This is a genomic window from Pelagibacterium sp. H642, from assembly GCF_031202855.1.
Classification (GTDB): domain Bacteria; phylum Pseudomonadota; class Alphaproteobacteria; order Rhizobiales; family Devosiaceae; genus Pelagibacterium.
In genome coordinates this window covers 2,192,369-2,208,513 of sequence record NZ_CP101829.1, presented here as the reverse complement: position 1 = coordinate 2,208,513, position 16,145 = coordinate 2,192,369, and the positions used below count along the sequence as shown (strand labels likewise).

At 64.7% G+C, this 16,145-nt stretch carries 18 protein-coding genes; 7 read left to right on the top strand and 11 right to left on the bottom strand.

The window, feature by feature from the left end; genetic code table 11:
- Positions 1–957: a carbohydrate kinase gene (locus NO934_RS10895; RefSeq protein ID WP_309159976.1), complete on the bottom strand. Its 957-nt coding sequence runs from the start codon at positions 955–957 to the stop codon at positions 1–3.
- A 257-nt stretch (positions 958–1,214) separates the two neighbouring features.
- Positions 1,215–3,665 (bottom strand): heavy metal translocating P-type ATPase, encoded by a 2,451-nt coding sequence (locus NO934_RS10890; protein WP_309159975.1) that lies wholly within the window; start codon positions 3,663–3,665, stop codon positions 1,215–1,217.
- A 127-nt stretch (positions 3,666–3,792) separates the two neighbouring features.
- On the opposite strand from NO934_RS10890, the gene NO934_RS10885 reads away from it, so the two are divergent.
- From NO934_RS10885 to NO934_RS10875, 3 genes are all read left to right on the top strand, one after another.
- Complete coding sequence (locus tag NO934_RS10885) at positions 3,793–4,185, top strand: GNAT family N-acetyltransferase (protein ID WP_309159974.1); 393 nt, start codon at positions 3,793–3,795, stop codon at positions 4,183–4,185.
- Positions 4,186–4,193: 8 nt separating this feature from the next.
- The gene (locus NO934_RS10880) at positions 4,194–4,400 is read left to right on the top strand and encodes a SlyX family protein (RefSeq protein WP_309159973.1); all 207 of its coding nucleotides are present in this window, start codon (positions 4,194–4,196) and stop codon (positions 4,398–4,400) included.
- Between the two features lie 196 nt (positions 4,401–4,596).
- A complete protein-coding gene (locus NO934_RS10875) occupies positions 4,597–5,019 on the top strand; it encodes a DoxX family protein (protein ID WP_309159972.1) in 423 nt (140 codons plus the stop codon).
- A 55-nt stretch (positions 5,020–5,074) separates the two neighbouring features.
- Here the strand turns inward: NO934_RS10875 and NO934_RS10870 are convergent, their stop codons facing one another.
- The gene (locus tag NO934_RS10870; protein ID WP_309159971.1) at positions 5,075–5,548 is read right to left on the bottom strand and encodes a hypothetical protein; all 474 of its coding nucleotides are present in this window, start codon (positions 5,546–5,548) and stop codon (positions 5,075–5,077) included.
- 88 nt (positions 5,549–5,636) lie between these two features.
- A complete protein-coding gene (locus tag NO934_RS10865; protein ID WP_309159970.1) occupies positions 5,637–7,112 on the bottom strand; it encodes an NAD-dependent succinate-semialdehyde dehydrogenase in 1,476 nt (491 codons plus the stop codon).
- A 156-nt stretch (positions 7,113–7,268) separates the two neighbouring features.
- Between NO934_RS10865 and NO934_RS10860 the strand changes: the two genes are divergently transcribed.
- Both NO934_RS10860 and NO934_RS10855 read left to right on the top strand, forming a co-directional pair.
- A complete protein-coding gene (locus NO934_RS10860; RefSeq protein ID WP_309159969.1) occupies positions 7,269–8,045 on the top strand; it encodes a GntR family transcriptional regulator in 777 nt (258 codons plus the stop codon).
- 66 nt (positions 8,046–8,111) lie between these two features.
- A complete protein-coding gene (locus NO934_RS10855) occupies positions 8,112–9,023 on the top strand; it encodes a VOC family protein (RefSeq protein ID WP_309159968.1) in 912 nt (303 codons plus the stop codon).
- Positions 9,024–9,273: 250 nt separating this feature from the next.
- Here the strand turns inward: NO934_RS10855 and NO934_RS10850 are convergent, their stop codons facing one another.
- Positions 9,274–9,648, bottom strand: a complete 375-nt coding sequence (locus NO934_RS10850) for a RidA family protein (protein WP_309163701.1) — start codon at positions 9,646–9,648, stop codon at positions 9,274–9,276.
- Positions 9,649–9,771: 123 nt separating this feature from the next.
- On the opposite strand from NO934_RS10850, the gene NO934_RS10845 reads away from it, so the two are divergent.
- Positions 9,772–10,065, top strand: coding sequence for a GNAT family N-acetyltransferase (locus NO934_RS10845; RefSeq protein WP_309159967.1), 294 nt, complete (start codon positions 9,772–9,774; stop codon positions 10,063–10,065).
- A gap of 146 nt (positions 10,066–10,211) precedes the next feature.
- Here NO934_RS10845 and NO934_RS10840 read toward each other — a convergent pair whose 3' ends face one another.
- The 3 genes from NO934_RS10840 to NO934_RS10830 form a co-directional block, all read right to left on the bottom strand.
- The gene (locus tag NO934_RS10840; RefSeq protein WP_309159966.1) at positions 10,212–10,808 is read right to left on the bottom strand and encodes an alpha/beta hydrolase; all 597 of its coding nucleotides are present in this window, start codon (positions 10,806–10,808) and stop codon (positions 10,212–10,214) included.
- 143 nt (positions 10,809–10,951) lie between these two features.
- Positions 10,952–11,884, bottom strand: a complete 933-nt coding sequence (locus tag NO934_RS10835; RefSeq protein WP_309159965.1) for a VOC family protein — start codon at positions 11,882–11,884, stop codon at positions 10,952–10,954.
- A 414-nt stretch (positions 11,885–12,298) separates the two neighbouring features.
- The gene (locus tag NO934_RS10830; RefSeq protein WP_309159964.1) at positions 12,299–12,979 is read right to left on the bottom strand and encodes a transcriptional regulator; all 681 of its coding nucleotides are present in this window, start codon (positions 12,977–12,979) and stop codon (positions 12,299–12,301) included.
- 132 nt (positions 12,980–13,111) lie between these two features.
- Between NO934_RS10830 and NO934_RS10825 the strand changes: the two genes are divergently transcribed.
- Entirely contained in the window at positions 13,112–13,654 is a 543-nt protein-coding gene (locus tag NO934_RS10825; protein ID WP_309159963.1) for a flavin reductase family protein, read from the top strand.
- Here the strand turns inward: NO934_RS10825 and NO934_RS10820 are convergent.
- The 3 genes from NO934_RS10820 to NO934_RS10810 form a co-directional block, all read right to left on the bottom strand.
- Positions 13,645–14,010: a DUF2200 domain-containing protein gene (locus tag NO934_RS10820; RefSeq protein WP_309159962.1), complete on the bottom strand. Its 366-nt coding sequence runs from the start codon at positions 14,008–14,010 to the stop codon at positions 13,645–13,647. The genes NO934_RS10825 and NO934_RS10820 overlap by 10 nt on opposite strands.
- A gap of 65 nt (positions 14,011–14,075) precedes the next feature.
- Complete coding sequence (locus tag NO934_RS10815; RefSeq protein WP_309159961.1) at positions 14,076–15,020, bottom strand: SDR family oxidoreductase; 945 nt, start codon at positions 15,018–15,020, stop codon at positions 14,076–14,078.
- A 91-nt stretch (positions 15,021–15,111) separates the two neighbouring features.
- Positions 15,112–16,032 (bottom strand): LysR family transcriptional regulator, encoded by a 921-nt coding sequence (locus tag NO934_RS10810; protein WP_309159960.1) that lies wholly within the window; start codon positions 16,030–16,032, stop codon positions 15,112–15,114.
- Positions 16,033–16,145 lie beyond the last annotated feature (113 nt).

The following is a 16,145-nucleotide window of genomic DNA, read 5'->3' as shown; positions in this document are numbered from 1 at the left end:
TCAGATGCGGCCCAGCGCCGCCTCGACCTCGGCGCGTGTGGGCGGGTTGCAGCCGACATGGCCGCAATTGAGCCCGGCGGTGACGGCGCCGAAGGTGAGGACGGCTTCCAGCGCATCGGCATCCAGAGTGCCGATCCTGCCCTTTTCCAGCGCCCCGCGATCGGAGAGCGCGGTGAGGATGCCGGCCATGAGACTGTCGCCGGCGCCGACCGTGTCGCCGAACTTTTCCGGACGATGGACCGAGGCGCGGGCCTGGGCGGAAGCGGTGAAGGCGCGCGAACCGTCCTCGCCCATGGTGACGACGACCAGTTCGACATTGGGGCGGGCAAGAAGCTCTTGCGCGTGCTCGTCAACAGACTTGCCCGGATCGAGAGCGGCGAGATCCTCGTCGGAAACCTTAACGATATGGGCGAGATCGAGGAAGGCGCCCAGCCGCTCCTTGTAGCCGGCGAAATCGGAGATCAGCGAGGGGCGAACATTGGGGTCGATGGAGAGAACTGCGCCGCGTTGGGCGACCGATTTGACCACGTCGAGCCAGATTTCCGCATCCTCGGGCTCGATCGGCAGGAAGCCGCCGATCTGGAAGAGATCGATTCTTTCCGGCAGTGCGGCGAGGAGCTTTTTGCGGGAGATGTCACGCTCGGCCGTGCCCTGGCGATAGAAGGCATAGGCGGGAAGGCCCTTGGCGTTGCGGGTGACCACCGCAAGCGTCGTGTTGCACTCCGAGCGCTCCTTGACGAGCGGAACGACGCCGGCTTTTTCCAGCGGGTCCATCAGGAGGTCGCCGAAGGTGTCGCGGGAGATGGGGCAGAGGAAACCGGCGGATTGACCGAGCTTGGCAAGGGCAATGGCGCAATTGTAGGGGGAGCCGCCCTGGTGAGCGCCCATCTCCAGCGGGCCATCGCTGCGCGGCTTGGCGACCAGATCGATAAGGCTTTCCCCCGCGACAACGAACATAAGCACCCTCCCACCAATGCGTCGGCGCTTTCTATACGCTCGGCGGGCATTCGCCAAGGTGGTGGGCGGATGCTTGGCAGGGCCGCGACGATGGTTCTTTTCGCAAGCGCTGCGCCCCCTCATCCGACCGCTTCGCGGCCACCTTCTCCCAGCGGGGCGAAGAAAAGCTTGGCGCAGGCGCTTCCGCAAGTTCCTCCCTCTCCCCGCTGGGGAGAGGGTTGGGGTGAGGGGCGCTGAGGTAGCCGGGTTATCCGCCGCTAGAGTTTGATCCCCCGCAACCGCAGCGCATTCCCAATAACCGACACCGAGGAGAGCGACATCGCGGCGGCGGCGAGCATGGGGGAGAGGAGGACGCCGAACACCGGGAACAGGACGCCCGCCGCGATCGGCACCCCGGCCGTGTTGTAGGCGAAGGCGAAGAACAGGTTCTGCTTGATGTTTTTGAGCGTCGCGTGGGCGAGCTTGCGGGCCCGGACGATGCCGTTCAATTCCCCGCCCACCAGCGTGATGCCGGCGCTTTCCATGGCGACGTCGGCGCCCGTGCCCATGGCAATTCCCACATCGGCGGCGGCCAGCGCCGGGCCGTCATTGATGCCGTCGCCAGCCATGGCGACCGTCTTGCCCTGCGCCTTGAGGCGCTTGACCAGTTCCAGCTTATCCTCGGGCATCACCTGGGCGAAGACCTGGTCGATCCCCAATTGCCGCGCCACGGCGTTCGCCGTGCCTTCGGCATCCCCCGTGGCCATGACGATCTTGATGCCATCGGCATGAAGCGCATCGAGCGCGGCTTTCGCTTCGGACTTGATGGGATCGGCAACGCCGATGACCCCGATCACGGCCTTGCCGCGAACCAGATACATGGCGGTCTGGCCCTCGGCGATGCGACCATCGGCGGCGGTGCGCAGCGCACCGGGCAGCTCCGCGCCGACAGTATCAAGGAGACGCAGATTGCCGAGCGCGACCGGTTCCCCATCGTCGGTGCCCGAAATGCCCATGCCGGTGTGGGACGTGAAATTCTCGATCCGCCGCCCCGAAACGCCCTTTTCCTTGGCGCCGGCGACAATGGCCTCGGCGAGTGGATGGGCCGAGCCCTGTTCGAGACCCGAGGCCAGGGCAAGCAGCTCGGCTTCGAAAACGCCATCGACCCTATCGACGCCGACCAGTTTCGGCTTGCCCATGGTAAGCGTGCCGGTCTTGTCGACGATCAGGGTGTCGACGCGGGCCAGGGTTTCCAGCGCCCGCGCCTCGCGCACCAGGACGCCGGCCTGCGCGCCACGGCCTGTGGCGACCATGACCGACATGGGCGTGGCAAGCCCCAGCGCACAGGGACAGGCGATGATCAGCACCGAAACGGCGGCGATCAGCGCATAGACCATGGCCGGCTCGGGACCGAAGATCGACCAGATGATGAAGGCGACGATGGCGACCACCACCACGGTGGGCACGAAATATTGCGCGACCTTATCGGCCAGCGCCTGGATGGGCGCGCGGGTGCGCTGGGCCTTGGCGACCATCTCGACGATTCGCGAGAGCTTGGTGGCCGCGCCCACCGCGTCGGCGCGCATCAGGAACGTGCCGTTGCCGTTGAGCGTGCCGCCGGTGACGGGATCGCCGGCCGCCTTTTCAACCGGGAGCGGTTCGCCCGTGAGCATGGACTCATCGATTCCAGAGCTGCCCTCGATCACCTCGCCATCGACCGGGACCGCATCACCGGGACGGACCCGCAGTATGTCGCCAGCTTTGACGTTTTCGAGCGGGACATCGTGCTCGTGGCCGTCATGGACTACACGCGCCGTCTTAGGGGCGAGGTCGAGCAGCGCGCGCAGGGCCGAACCGGTCTGCTCGCGGGCTTTCAGTTCAAGCACCTGGCCGGCAAAGACCAGGGTGATGATCACCGCGGCGGCCTCGAAATAGACCGGGACCGACCCGCCCATATGCCGGAAGCTCATGGGGAAGATGTTGGGGAAGATCGTCGCCACGACCGAGAACGCATAGGCCGCGCCCACGCCCATGCCGATCAGCGTCCACATATTGGGGCTGCGGTTTTTGAGCGAGGACCAGAAGCGCTTGAAGAACGGAGCGGCGGCCCAGACGACGATGGGGGTAGCCAGAATCAGTTCGGCCCATTTGGCCGTGGTCTCCCCCATCCAGTCACGCACCGGCAGGCCCACCATCGGGCCCATGGCAATCAGAAGGATCGGCACCGTGAGAGCCGCCGAAACCTTGAGGCGGAAGGAGAAATCCACGAGCTCGGGATTGGGGCCGGAATCGGCGGCCGGCACGCCCATGGGCTCGAGCGCCATGCCGCAGAGCGGGCAATCTCCCGGATGGTCCTCTACGATTTCCGGGTGCATGGGGCAGGTATAGAGCGTGCCTTCGGGCATGGGCTCGGGCGCCGGCCGGTCCCCGAGATAGGCGGCGGGATCGGCTTCGAACTTCTCCTGGCAGCGGGCCGAGCAGAAATAGAATTTTTCGCCCGCATGCTTGCTCATGAATTTGGCGTTGGAGCGATCGACATCCATGCCGCAGACCGGGTCCTTGGCGATCATATACGCCTCGGGATCGGCGGCGAACTTGTCCTTGCAACCCGGATTGCAGAAGTGGAATTCGTGCCCGCCATGGCTGGCGTGGTGCTTGGCGGTGGCCGGGTCCACACTCATGCCGCAGACGGGATCGCGGATGATGGTGGCGGGGCTGGATGCGGACATGGAGATCCCTTTGGTCGGTCGAGTTTCTTTCATCGTCACTTTACGATGAAAGGCGGGAAACGGCAACCTTTGTCTGTTCCATCCGTTTTTCGCGCGTATTTTTTTCATTTTCACTCAAGGATTCGCCATGGACGTCGTCGACATCAGAATCGATCCCTTCCCCAGCCAGCAGACGCTTTCCGACCTCTGGCGCGCCACCTGGGAAATCGACGGACTCACCGATTTTCGCGCCGTGCTCAAACGCAGCCTCACCCACGTGGCGGCGTATCAGAACAACCACCTGATCGGGTTTGCCAACATGGCCTGGGATGGGGGCGTGCATGCCTTTCTGGTCGATGTGTGCGTACACCCTGACTTCCGCGATCACGGCATCGGGCAAACCATGGTGGAAGCGGCGCTCAAGGTGGCGCGCCAGCGCGGGATCAAGAAAGTGCATGTGGACTTCGAGCCGCACTTGCGCGATTTCTACCTCTCCTGCGGCTTCACCCCGACCGACGCAGGCGTTCTGACCATCGACTAGGGCCACAAATGTCCGCTGAAGAAAGATTGACCGCCCTCGAGGAGCGGCTTGCCCATCAGGACCGCACCATCGAGGAGATGAATGCCGTGGTCGCCCAGCAGTGGCGCGAGATCGACAGCCTCAAGCGCCAGCTCCAGTTGATCGACGACCAGATGGCCGCCGTCGAGCAGATGGCGCGCACCGGCAAGATCGAGCCGCCACCGCCGCACTACTAGAGCGTGTCCAGCAAAAGTGGAACGCTTTTGCGGTTCGGACACGCGACCAAACAAAGACTTAGAATATTGAAGCGATTCAAAGAAAAGCTGAAATGCTCTAAAAAACGCGTGCGCGTGTCGGTAAGTCAGGCCACCATCCGTCCTCGGGGTATTGGCGGTGCGAATCGCATCGCTCCCAGCAACCGAGGGGACTTCAATGCAAACGACTTCCCGATCGACGACGTCCTGGACGACCACCCTGTCCCAATACGCGCCCAAGGCCTTGGCCGTGCTGCGCATCATGACCGGCCTGCTGTTTATCCAGACCGGCACGCAAAAGCTGTTCGGCTGGCCTACCGCGCCCATGGAAATGCCGCCGCTCGATCCGCTGCTGATGACGGCTGGCATTCTCGAGCTGGCGGGCGGCCTGCTCATCGTGCTGGGGCTGTTCACCCGCCCCACCGCCTTTATCCTCAGCGGTTTCATGGCCGTCGCCTATTTCATGGGGCATGCGCCGATGGGCTTTTTCCCGGCCTCCAATATGGGCGGATTCGCCATCCTCTACTGCTTCGTGTTCCTGTACCTGTTCTTTGCCGGCCCCGGCGACTGGAGCGTGGACGGGATGCGCCACCGCGCCTAGCACCAACTCCGGCGCGCGCCGTCCCAGGGGCGCGCCAGACCTTCGGCGACGAGAATCATGCCCAGCGACTGCCCGTCGCGTTCGAGAACGCGGAGCTTGCGGCCATATTGGTCTTCATCCCGCCCATCCCAGCGGGCGAGCGCGAAGGCGCCATCATTGACCAGGGTGAGCATGCGTTGGTTGCCCGGTCACCCAGCGCTTTTTCCTGCGGGCAGGCATAGTTCTGCACTTCGGGCGTATCGATATCGGCGATGCGCACCGACTGGCCGTCGATGCGGACGGTATCGCCATCGATGACGCAGGTGCCGCCCGCGCCCGAGCAGAGCGTGAACCGGGCGGAAATGCTTTCGGCGGGCGCGACGGCGACCGCCGGCAGGTCGAGCGCGGGAAGATCGACATAGCCTCGCTCGATGGCGACCCAGCCCAGGGCAACCACCGCGACAAAGGCCAGGGCCGGTTCGGCAATCATAGGCGGGCGCCGGCGCCGCGCCGATGCCCTCGCCCGCATCTTGCCGAAAACCGCCCGCATCGAATCGTCTCCCTATCGTCTCGATGAACGATAGGGAGACCGTGCTAACGGCTGGTAAGCGGCAAGCTGGTGGCGCTACGGATGCGGGTCAGACCGCCAGGCAGAGATATTTGATGTCGAGATAATCCTCGATGCCGTATTTGGAGCCTTCCCGCCCGAAGCCCGATTGCTTGACGCCGCCGAAGGGGGCGACCTCGGTGGAGATCAGCCCGGTATTGATCCCCACGATGCCATATTGCAGCGCCTCGGCGACGCGGGTGACCTTCGATATGTCCCGCGCATAGAAATAGGCGGCCAGGCCGAATTCGGTGGCGTTGGCGAGTTCGATCACTTCCGCTTCGGTTTCGAATTTGAACACCGGAGCGACCGGACCAAAGATCTCCTCGCGCGCCAGCCGCATGGTTTTGGTGGCGCCGGTCAGCAGCGTCGGAGGATAGAATGTGGCTTCGCCCATGGGAGCTCCGCCCATTTGAACCGAGGCGCCCTGCCCGCGCGCATCGGCCAGCAAGTCCTCGACCTTGGCCACCGCCTTGTCGGTGATGAGCGGCCCGATATCGATCCCCTCCTCCATGCCGTTGCCGACCCGCAGCCCTTCCATCTTTTCCTTGAGCCGGGCGACGAACGCATCGTGGATGCCGGCCTGCACATAGACGCGGTTGGCGCACACGCAGGTCTGGCCGGCATTGCGGAATTTGGACGCGATGGCCCCGTCGACGGCGGCGTCCAGATCGGCATCGTTAAAGACGATGAAGGGGGCGTTGCCGCCCAGTTCCATGCTCATGCGTTTGATGCCATCGGCGCATTGGCGCATCAGGATGCGGCCCACATTGGTGGAACCGGTAAAGCTGATCTTGCGCACCTTGGGGTTGGCGCACAATTCCTCCCCGATGGCCGCCGCGTCCGTGCCCGGCACGATGTTGAAAACGCCCGGCGGAAAGCCGGCCCATTCCATGAGCCGGGCGATGGCCAGCGCCGAGAGCGGGGTTTCGGCGGCGGGCTTGGCGACCACCGTGCAGCCGGCGGCAAGCGCGGGGGCGAGCTTGCGGGTGAGCATGGCATTGGGGAAGTTCCAGGGGGTAATCATCCCGACCACCCCCACGGGCTGCTTGATGACCGAAATGCGGGTATTGGCGGTGTGGCCGGGAATGGTATCGCCATAGATGCGGCGGGCTTCCTCGGCGAACCATTCGATAAAGCTCGCGCCATAAAGGATTTCCCCGCGCGCCTCCTTGAAGGGCTTGCCCATTTCCAGCGTCAGGATGGTGGCCAGATCATCGGCCTTTTCCACCATCAGGCGATGGAGTTTCTTCATCAGGTCCGCGCGCTCCTTGGCCGAAAGCGCCGCCCACGCCGGCTGGGCGGCATAGGCGGCATCGATGGCGTCGCGCGTTGCGTGGGTGGAAAGATCGGGGATCTGCGCCAACACCTCGCCGGTTGCCGGATTGGTGACCCTGAACACCTTGCCGCGCGAGGAAACCGTGTTCCATTTGCCGTTGATGAAACCGCCGGCGGCGACCAGATGCGGCTCGTCGAGCTTTTCGGTAAGGGCTGAGGTGAGGGTCATGGTGAGGCCTCCGTCTTGTGGTTGCCCCCGATTGAACGCGCAAAGGCCAAAGAAGGCAACATGGGCGACGCCCCGCTTGCCCCGTTGCCGGGCGGAACATTGCTGTTATAATCATACAAATGGCCGCTCGGCCTGAATGAGACAACGACGGACCGAATGGCGACCGCCGAAACCACTTATTCCTTCCTGACCCCCGCATCAGAACTCACCCGCGGCTCGATGGCCGCAGAGGTCGCGTCGCAATTGCGCGACGCCATCGTCTCGCTCAAGCTGCCGCCCGGCACCATGCTCGACAAGGCCCAGATCTGCGCACGGCTCGGGGTCTCCCGCTCGCCGGTCGCCGAAGCCTTCGCCCGGCTCGAGGCCGAAGGGCTGCTGGAAATCCTGCCCCAGCGGGGCACGGTGGTTTCGTTCATCTCCTTTGCCGAGATTCGCGAATATATCTTCATCCGCAAGGCGCTCGAAGGCGAAGCGGTGCGCATTTGCGCCGCGCGCCGGGCGCCCGAGGTGATCGAACGGCTGCGCGCCAATATCGCCGCCCAGCGCGACGTGGCGGCGGCCGAGAACCGCGACGCTTTCCATAAGCTCGACCTCGAGTTCCACGAACAGCTCCTCGCTCCGCTCGGCTACAAGCGCATGAAGGCGATGGTCGACACCGCGCGGAACAATCTCGACAGGGCGCGGCAGATGACCAACACCATGCGCCGCATTGCCCTGGGCATCGAAGAGCACGCCGAAATCGTCGAGCTGATCGCGGCGGGCAAGGCCGACCGCGCCGCCCGCGCCATGCACCGGCACCTCGAAGGCATGATAAGCGAACTCGAGGCGCTGGCTTCAGAACGCCCCGAGCTGTTCATCCGCCCCGCTCCGCGCCGGGCCCCGGCTGCCGTCATTCATCAATTGGCAACAATCCGTCGCCTGCCGTCCACTTAATCGGAACGCCGACTGGCCTTATCTTGGGCGGCAAGATCATTTGCCCGCGACCGCCGGAGATTTGCCATGACCGACATCCAAGCCACAGCGGCCACGCCGCTCCTCGTCCCCGTCACGACCCGGCTGGGCGCCATCCATATCGCGGTGTCCGACCCCGAACGCGCCCTCGATATCTGGCGCGACGTTGTCGGGCTGACGCTGATCGGCCGGCACGAGGACCGGCTGGAACTTGGTGCCGGCGAAAACGTGCTGGTCGTGCTCCATACCGGCGCCACCGGGCCGGTGGCGCCCCATACCGTGGGGCTCTATCACTTGGCCATCCACGTGCCGACCCGGCGCGACTTCGCCCGTGCGCTCAACCGCGCCGCTGCCGCGCGGGTCCGGGTTTCGCCCACCGACCATCTGGTCTCCGAAGCGCTTTACCTTTGGGATCTGGACGGCAACGGCATCGAGATCACCTTCGAAACACCCTGGCGCGGCCGGTTCGTCGAAAACGACGAATTGCTAGCCATGACCCCGGACGGACGGCCCCATTCGGGGCGCGAGCCGATCGACGTGCCCGGACTTCTGGCCGAGCTCGACGGCGATGCCACACCCTTCGCCCCCATGCCCGAAGGCACGCGGATCGGGCACGTGCATGTGCATGTGGACGATCTCGATACAGCCATGGGATTCTACCGCGACCAGCTCGGCTTTGCCGGCCAATTGCTCTCGCGCCGCTACGGCATGGGCGACGTCAACCTCGATTATGCTCCCCATATCCTTGCGTTCAACATCTGGGCCGGCCGCAACCCCCGAACGCCGCCGGCAGGCGTAGCCGGGCTGCGCTGGTTCACCATCGTCGTGCCCGATCAGCAGACGCTTAAGGAAATCCACGACCGGATCGAGCGAGCCGGCTCGCCGGTGGAGGTGATCGGAGGCGGGATCGAGACCCGAGATCCGGCGGGGAACAGATTGAAGATCCTCGTTGACGCCTGAGCCCGCCGAGGTGCTGCGCCCCCCTCATCCGACCGCTTCGCGGCCACCTTCTCCCACCAGGGGAGAAGGGTAGCTCGTGGCAGTCTCACAGAAAGAACGGGAGCGCTACTCCAACGGTCACGTCCTCCATAGAGAGGGAGGGCAGCTATTGGCAGTCTCGAAAAGTCAGTAGCGCTCGCTCTAAGAGCCCCCTTCTCCCCTGGTGGGAGAAGGGCCGGGGATGAGGGGGGCGCTGAGTCAGTGGTAAGCTCTAAGGCCGCCGCGCAATCAGATCGATCTCGACCTTCGCCCCCACCGCCAGCCCCGTGACCCCGATCGTCGTCCGGGCCGGAAGCTTTCCGGGTTCGAAATAGGACTGGTAGACAGCGTTCATCGCCGCATAGTCCCCCTCGAAATCGGTGAGATAGATCCGTGCCATGGTGATGTTTTCGAGCGCCAGCCCTATGCCGCCGAGAACGATCGAAAGATTGTCCATCACCCTCCGGGTCTGCGCCTCGATCCCCTCGGGGAGCGGTGCGTCGGGGGCCTGGGGGTCGGTGGGCATCTGGCCGGTGACGAACACCCAGCCATCGGCCTCGACGGCATGGGAGAAGGGGGCGACCGGGCGCGGGCCGCTTTCGATCATGTGGTGGAGGGGCAGGCTCATCTTGGCTCCTTGATTTTCCGCCCGAGAGTGCGGAGGCTGAACCGACTCGTCAACCGGAAGCCTCGCTTCGGCGTTACGGTTCAAACAGGCAAGGAAGCGCTCATGGACACCGAACTCGATATCCACCACGCCACAAAGGGTGATCGCGGGCGCTATTGGGCCGATCTGGCGCCCGGCCGGCAGGCGGAAATGACCTATCGCCGCCGCCCGGACGGATCGATCGTCATCGACCACACCGGCGTCCCCAAGGAATTCGAAGGCCGTGGCATTGCCCTCAAACTGGTCAAGCGCGCCATAAAGGATGCGCGCGATGGCGGGTTCAAGATCGTGCCGCAATGCCCCTATGTGGCCGTTCAGTTCCGCCGCCATCCCGATTGGAGCGACCTGCTGGCTTAGGCAAATCGACATTGAGGTGTGGGGCCGGAAATAAGGGTGTTGCGTGTGGAAAGGCTGCTGCTGGACCCCGGGAATGAATCCCGGGGTGACATGGTGGTGGGTGTGGCACAGCCGGTGCCAAAAGCATTGCAGCCGATTCCGGCGTTCTATGCCCAAGGCTTGAGGAAGGCCGCGATGGCCATGAGCTCGCTCTGGGGCACCTCGTGGCCGCCCTCATGCCAGGCGATCTCGGTCGTCGCGCCCTGGTCCACGAACCAGTCGGCAAGCGCCTGGGTGCGCGGCGCCGGGCAGATGGGATCTCGCCGTCCAGCGGTGATCAGAACCTTGCGGTTCGCAAGTCCCGCGACCGGCTCGGGCTCCCATGGGATCAGCGGGTGCATCAGCACGGCGGCATCGACGATCTCGGGATGGGCGAACATCACAGAGGCCAGGATGTTGGCGCCGTTGGAATAACCCAGCCCGATCAGCGGCCCGTCGGCGGCAAGCCCCTTGAGGAACTCGGCCATCGTCTCGGTGCGGATCTTGAGGTCGTCCATATCGTAAACGCCCTCGCCCGTGCGGCGGAAATAACGCAACGCCCCGCCTTCGGAAACATCGCCGCGAGGGGCGACGAGCCGGGCATCGGGCAGAAGCTGGCGGCCCAGCGCGAAGAACTGGTTCTCATCCCCGCCCGTGCCGTGAAAGAGCACGAGCGTAGGGGCGCCGGGGGTTTTGGGGTCGTGGGTTTTGGTGATGTAGGTCATGTGATCCAACTATAGCATTTGTGGTCGGCGCAGTCGCTGAGCCCCCTCATCCCCATCCCTTCTCCCACCAGGGGAGAAGGTGGCCCGGCAGAGCCGGGTCGGATGAGGGGGGCGCAGCGCTTGAACGGTCCTACCAGGCCGGCTTAACCCTTGATCTCAGGCAGATGCGTTTCCAGCCAGCTTCGCAGATGCTCGTGCTGGGTGGGAAGTTTCAGCGCCTCGCCCAGATGCGCGGTATCCTCGTCGCGGTCGAAACCGGGTTCGTTGGTGGCGATCTCGAACAGCACGCCGCCCGGGGTGCGGAAATAGATGGCGTAGAAATAGTCGCGATCGATCACCGGGGTCACCTGATAGCCCGTATCGAGCAGCGCATTGCGCACTTCGGCCTGCGCGTCGCGGTTTTCGACGGCGAAGGCGATGTGATGCACCGAGCCGGCGCCAAGATCGCCGCGCGGCATGTTGGGAAGCGTCTGAAGATCGATGACGTCCGCGCCATTGCCGCCCGGAATCACGAACCGCTTGATGCCCCTGGAGGTATCGGCGTGTTCGTACCCCATGAACTTCAAAAGCTCCTCGGTGGCCCCGGTTTCGCGCAGGCGAAGCGTGGCGCCGGCAAAGCCGCGGATGGCCTCGTCGCCGTTGACGCTGCCGCCGGTCCAGGGCGCGCGATCGTCGCCCTTGGCTTCGACCAGCGCGAAATGATCGCCATCGACGGCGGTAAAGCGCAGGCGCTTTTCGCCAAAGCTTTCTTCGGCCGCGATGCCGGTGACGCCCTTTTCAGCGAAGCGCTCCTTCCAGAATTCCAGGCTCCCCTCGGGAACCGAGAACACCGTCTCGCCCACCTCGCCCGTGCCGGGACGGCCACGGATAATGTTGGGGAAGGGGAAATAGGTCATCACCGATCCGGGCGTTCCCACCTCATCGCCGTAATAGAGGTGATAGACGGAGGGCTCGTCGAAATTGACGGTTTTCTTGACCCGGCGCAGGCCGAGCGTCGAGGTGAAAAAGCGGTTGTTGGCATCCGCATCGCGCGACATGGAGGTGACGTGATGCAGGCCTTTGATCTGATTGAGCATGGTTGGTCTCCCATTGCGTGTTGAGACCAATATAGAGCGCATGGCCGGTCGGATAATCCGGCCTATGGTTCATTGATTATTCGATAATGGTGAACGATGGACAGACCTTCCCGCACGCTGGATGCCGCCGATAGGCTGCCCCTCACCCCCGTGCCCTCTCCCACCAGGGGAGAGGGGGCTCTAACTCAAGCGCTTACGTTCTTGCCGAAATGCGGCCAAGAGCTCCCCTTCTCCCCTTGAGGGAGACTTCGAGCCGTCCTCTGGCCAAACGTACCGGTAGCACGATTGGAGGCGGGAAGGCCATGAGACGGCGCCTGCCCCCGCGAAGGCGGGGGCTCGAATGGCAGGCTGGCGAAGCGGTCGGATGAGGGGGGCGCAGCGGTAGCCCCCTCACGATCGCGCGAGAAAAGCCACCTACAGCGGCGTCACCCGGTAAGCGCAGCGGCGGGCGCCCATGACGATGTGGTCTTTGCGCTCCACATGGGCGTCGGGCCCGAGCACGTCGCGGAAAACCGCCAGTTCGGCACGGCAGAAATTCTGGCAGGCGGTGGCGGCCGCGCAGATAGGGCAGTGGTTTTCGTAAAGCATATAGCCCCCTTCCCCATCCGCTTCCCAGGAAGCCATGTACCCCTCGGTGGAGCGCAGATCGGCCAGCCGGGCCACGCGTTCGCCAAGCGTCCGTGCATCGGCCAGGGCGTTGCGATAGAGCGTGCGCGTCCGCTCCTCGCGCGCATCGATCACGCGCGAGAGGGCATCGGGGCCGAAGGTGTCCCCGACGATCCCCAACAGCTCGACGGTGAGCGCGGCATGAGTATCGGGAAAGCGCGACTGACCTCCAGCCGTCAGGCGCCAGAACTGGGAAGGCCGGCCCACACCGCGCGATTGGCTCCAGCTTTCCACCAGCCCCTCTTCGGCCAGCCGCACGAGCTGCTGGCGCGCCGCCTCGCCCGAGGTGCCGAGCGCCCGGCCGAGCTCGGCGGCGGTCTTTTCCCCGTGCATCTTCAAATGGAACAGGATGCGCTCGGCCGCGTTGCGCGGGCTCCAGCTTTGGGCGGATTGGATGTCGGACTCGATGGCCGGTTTGCTGCTTGACATGGCTCCGGGGCGGCATTTAGAAAGCACTTACTTGGAAAATACAGGGGACGGCGCGCAAGATCAAGTCCTGCCGCGTCTCCCCGGCAAATGGCGCCTGCGCGCCCAAGGCGAATGACGAAACTGAGCAAAATCATGCCAGCCCATCCGGCTCCGACCCTTGCGCTGGCCTGCGCCGACCACCCCGCTGCCCGCGACGCCGTACCCGCCTCCCAATTCACCGGCGCCATGAGCACGCTCGCCGCTTCGGTGACCGTGGTTGCGGCCCGCGACGGTGCCGAGCGGCACGGACGTACGGTAACGGCGATGCTGTCGCTCAGCGCCGAGCCGCCGGCGATCCTCGTCTCGATCACCCGCGATACCGAATTGGCGCAGACCATCGAAACCGCCGGGCGTTTTTCGCTTTCGGTTCTGGCCGAAAATCAGCAGGCCGTGGCCGACGCCTTTGCCGGCTGGGGGCCCGCCGACCGGTTCGGGGAAGCGGATTGGGCCGAATGGGCCTCGGGCCAGCCCAGGCTCGATGGCGCCGTGGCGAGCTTTGATTGCGTGCTGGCCGGATCTATCGAGATGGATACCCACATCCTCTATGCAGGGATCGTGATGCACACCGCATCCTTCCCCGATCGCGCGCCGCTGCTCTGGCACCGGCGCGGCTATGCCCGGCTCGATCAGGACTGAGCCGGTTCGGCGCGCAGAATCTTCTCCATCGCCTTGCCTTTGGCGAGTTCGTCGATGAGCTTGTCGAGATAGCGCAATTCGCGCATCAGCGGCTCCTCGATATTTTCGACCCGGACGCCGCAGACGACGCCCGTAATCAGCGATCGCGCCGGATTGAGGCGAGGCGCGGTGGCGAAAAAATCCTCGAAACTGGTCTTGTTTTCCAGCTCGGCTTCTAGCGAAGCCTGGCTGTGCCCGGTGAGCCAGCGGATGATCTCATCCACCTCGGCCTTGGTGCGCCCCTTCTTTTCGGCCTTGGCGATATAGTGGGGATAAACGCTGGCGACGCTGATCTTGTAGATGCGGTGGCCCATCATGCCTTCTCCTCCACGGCGGAAATGCCCGGCCTCTTTATACTCCCAATTGGCCGCCTGGTCGAAGTTTACAGCGCCGATGTCATCCCGCCATCGACGAAGAACAGCGAGCCGTTGAGGTAGGTCATCTCCGGCGAAGCCATCGAAAGGATGGCGGCGGCGATTTCCTGGGGCGAGGCCACCCGCTGCATGCCATGGACGTTGGAGCGCGCCCAGACGCCCACTCCGGCGTGCCAGACGGCATCGGGCGCATCGATGAACCCCGCATCGCGACGGATCATCTCGGTATCGGTGGCGCCCGGGCAGATGGCGTTGACCCGAATCCCCTGCGTTCCATATTCGAGCGCCGCCGTCTGGACAATGCCGGCCAGCGCCCGCTTGGAGGCGTTGTAGGCGGCGAGCCCCGGACGCGCGCCCACGATATTGACCGAGGAGGTGACGATGATCTGCCCGCCGCGTTCGAGCATATGCGGGATTTCCGCCTTCATGGCGAGGAAGACGCCGCGCACATTGGTCGCGTAAAGATCGTCCCAATCGGCCGTGGCGATCTCATGGAGGGGATCGTTGAAGGTCACCCCGGCATTGTTGAGCGCGATATCGATGCCGCCATAGGCTTGGACCGCCTGGGCGACGAAGGCGTCGACATCGGCCTCCTCGCGCACGTCGGCGCGGATATAGAGCGCTTCGCCGCCATTGTCGCGGATGCCGGCGGCAACCTCCTCGCCCAATTGCTCGCGCCGGCCGCAAAAGACAACGCGCGCGCCCTCGGCGGCGAAGGCTTCGGCGGCGGCGCGGCCGATGCCCGAGGTGGCGCCGGTGATGAGCACTGTCTGGTCCGCAAAACGGCGGCGGCCATCGAGGATAGGTGGCTGGGGAGGGGTTGCGCCAGCCAGCGCCATGCCGCTGGCCAGACCCGCCGCCGCCCCCGCCACGGTGCCGATCGCCGCCGCCCCCAGCATGCGGCGGCGTGAGGGATTGGCGGGCTTATCGGTCTTGTCGGTGTCCTGGCTCATCTCGTCCATCCGTTTTGCTTTGCGAGCAAAATGGCGGCGAAAGAAGCGTGCAACAATCGAGCCGAATCGGCACGAGCCGTGAAGCTGTGCTTCACAATGAGTTGGCGGCGATTATCGCCTCGCGCGAGCGCTTCATGTGCTCGACAAAGGCCCTGAGCTTGGGAAGCGTCTGGGCGCGGCTGGGATAGTAAAGGAAGATGCCAGGGCTTTCCGGCCAGAAGGGGTCGAGCACCGGCACCAGCCGGCCCGCCGCGATGTGCGGGGCGACGATCGGCTCGGCCACATAGGAAAGCCCCAGCCCCTTGAGCGCGAGCGAGACCACCAGCGCCTCGTCGTTGACGATCACCTGGCCGGGCACCGCCATGTCGAACTCGCGTCCCCCTTCATTGAACTCCCAGCGATAGATGGCGCCCGAGGAATGTTGGCGGAAACCGATGGCGCGGTGGCTGGCGAGGTCTTCGGGACGTTTCGGCGTGCCATGGATTTCGAGATAATCGGGGTTGGCGACGACACAGAAGCGGAAGGGCGGGGTCAGCCGCACGCCGATCATGTCGGCATCCAAAGACTCCGCGAGCCTGATGCCGGCGTCGAACCCCGCTTCCACGATATCGACGAACCCCAAATCGGCAACGATCTCGATCTCGACCTCGGGGTGGGCGGCGCAGAATTGGGCAAGCACCGGTTCAATCACCGGCCCCACCACCGCACGCGGAACGGTGAGCCGCAGGAGCCCCGCCGGACGGTCGCCCAGGGACCGCGCCGCCTCGAAGCCGGCGGCGAGATCGGCCATGGCCGGTGCTGCGTGGGCGAGAAATTTTTCCCCCGCCTCCGTCAACCCCACGCTGCGCGTCGAGCGGGCGACCAGCGCCACACCCACCCGCGCTTCCAGCGCCCTGATGGCCTGGCTGACGGCGGAGGCCGAAACGCCCAGATCGAGGGCGGCGGCGCGGAAGCTGCGCCGCTCGGCAACCCGCAGGAAAGCGGCGACACCATCGAGGCCGCGTATGCTCATATGCCAAATCCCCTTCGCAATCGGGACGAACATTCCACGCAAAACGCTTGCGAGTCACCTTCACCCCGATAATATCGCACGCTTTGATGCTTCCCATCCCTTGGACGCGAGGA